Raw genomic sequence first — 1808 nt, 5'->3', positions numbered from 1 at the left:
CCCCGGCACCGCCATCCTCGATGCCCTGCGCTCGGTGGAGCTGCACGCCGCCGCAGGAGTGCGCAAGGGTGCCGCCTCCGCGGCGGCCCTGCTGGCCGGCCTGGCGGACGACGCCGGCGACCAGCAGGCCTCCATCCTCGCCTGGAAGGTGGCCGTGGCCCAGGCCGAGCAGGGGGAGGTCCCGGAGGCCTCGGACCTGACGCTCGCCTTGGGGCATCAGTTGCTGGAGGCCGAGGAACACGCCCTCGCCGAACGCGTGCTGGCCGGTCTGGTACGCCGCGAGGAGGCCGCCCGGCGGCTTCCCGGACTCGCCCGCGCATTGGTTGACCTGGGCCATGCGGCCCGTCATCAGAACCGGCCCGAAGAGGCCCTGGAGCATTGGGACCGGGCCTCCACCCTGTTCGAGCAGGCCGGAGCCACCGATGAGGCGGCCCGCATGTATCTTGCCTCAGGTGCCCTGCTCAACCGGCAGGAGAAGCCGGAGGAGGCCGCCGAGCAGTTCTCCCGTGCCGTGGAGCTGGCCCGCCAGGACGAGAAGTCCGAGGACAACGATCCTGCGGTCCTCCCCCAAGCCCTGCATGCGCTCGGGCACGTCCTGTGCGAGTTGGGCGAGGAACGCGGGGTGGCCTTGCTGGACGAGGCCATCGCCCTGGCCCAGGACTCCTCCGCATCCTGGTACGAGGCCGACTTCACGGACACCCGTGCCCGCGGCCTGTGGGCGCTGCGCAAGGGCGCGGCCGCCGTCTCCTCCGCCCTCACGGCAGCCGATCTGTTCGCCGCCTCGGAGGACGCCATGGCCTCCTCCAACGCGGAGCTGTTCGCCGCCTACGTCCTGTTGGAGCAGGAGCGTGCCGAGGAGGCGGCCTCCCTCTTCCGGATGATCACCGAGCAGGAGGACACCCCCCGGTACCTGAGGATGGCCGCCTGGCTCGGGCTGGCCCAGTCGCTGGACCTATCCGGGGACGAGGAGGGCGCCACGAAGGCACGCCTCGAGGCCGATGCCGCCGCCAGTACGGAGATTTCCGACGACGAGGCTGACCAGGCCGGCGCGGCGGACAGCGACCCGGGCACCGACTGACCGTCGCCGGTGGACTGGGCCGGCCTGGCCTGGTATCCCGATCTCTTTCACCGGTTTCTCATGCGGACGGGACGGTTTCTCATCGTGGACTCATGATCACGCGCGATCATTGAGGGCATGAAGAACGCCGGGAAGGGACTCAAGGCCACCGTGATCATGATGGTGGTCGCAGTCATGGCAGCCCTGGGCATCGCCGTGGTCTCCGCTCAGCCGAGGCCGGTCGACCTCGGCGCGATGATTGCCGTGAGTGACGCCCCGTCCGCGAGCGAGCGCAACGCGCCGTCCTCGGCCGGCGTCGCCTCCACTCCGCCCGGCACCGCGGCGCCTTCACCGTCTCCGTCTTCGTCCGCGCCCGGGTCCGGAACGTCCGCGGAGCCCCCGTCCTCTCGGGTCAAGATCTCCTCCAAGCCCGGTCCGACGACCACCGCCCCGGCCCAGGAAGGATCCGATTCCGGGTCCTCTGGTGCCGGGTCCCGTGGTTCCGGATCTGGTGGTTCTGGTTCGAGTGGGTCCGGCTCGGGCTCACGTACCGCCGTCCCGGCTCCCCAGCCGGTGCCCAACCCCGCGCCCCAGCAACCCACGTATGACGACGATGACGACGACTGGGATGATGATGACGACTGGGATGATGATGACGACGACGATGACGACTGGGAAGATGACGATGATGACGATGACTGATCGCCTCCACCGTCCCGGGGCGTGGAGATGACTGCTCCCCCGGGTTCAC

At 70.1% G+C, this 1808-nt stretch carries 2 protein-coding genes; both read left to right on the top strand.

Going from position 1 to position 1808, the window contains the following annotated elements:
- The coding region (locus ABD134_RS13800) for a tetratricopeptide repeat protein (RefSeq protein ID WP_344230366.1) at positions 1-1078 on the top strand (1078 nt) is incomplete at its 5' end.
- A gap of 117 nt (positions 1079-1195) precedes the next feature.
- A complete protein-coding gene (locus ABD134_RS13795; protein WP_344230364.1) occupies positions 1196-1759 on the top strand; it encodes a hypothetical protein in 564 nt (187 codons plus the stop codon).
- Positions 1760-1808: the final 49 nt, after the last annotated feature.

It is taken from the genome of Citricoccus alkalitolerans, from assembly GCF_039528175.1.
Lineage (GTDB): Bacteria > Actinomycetota > Actinomycetes > Actinomycetales > Micrococcaceae > Citricoccus > Citricoccus alkalitolerans.
Note: the sequence above shows the minus strand (reverse complement) of the source record. Positions and strands in the feature narration are given on the sequence as shown.

What these genes read in the sequence shown, in the direction of transcription:
- ABD134_RS13795 (WP_344230364.1), top strand. Translation starts at nt 1,196, where the DNA reads ATGAAGAACGCCGGGAAGGGACTCAAGGCCACCGTGATCATGATGGTG.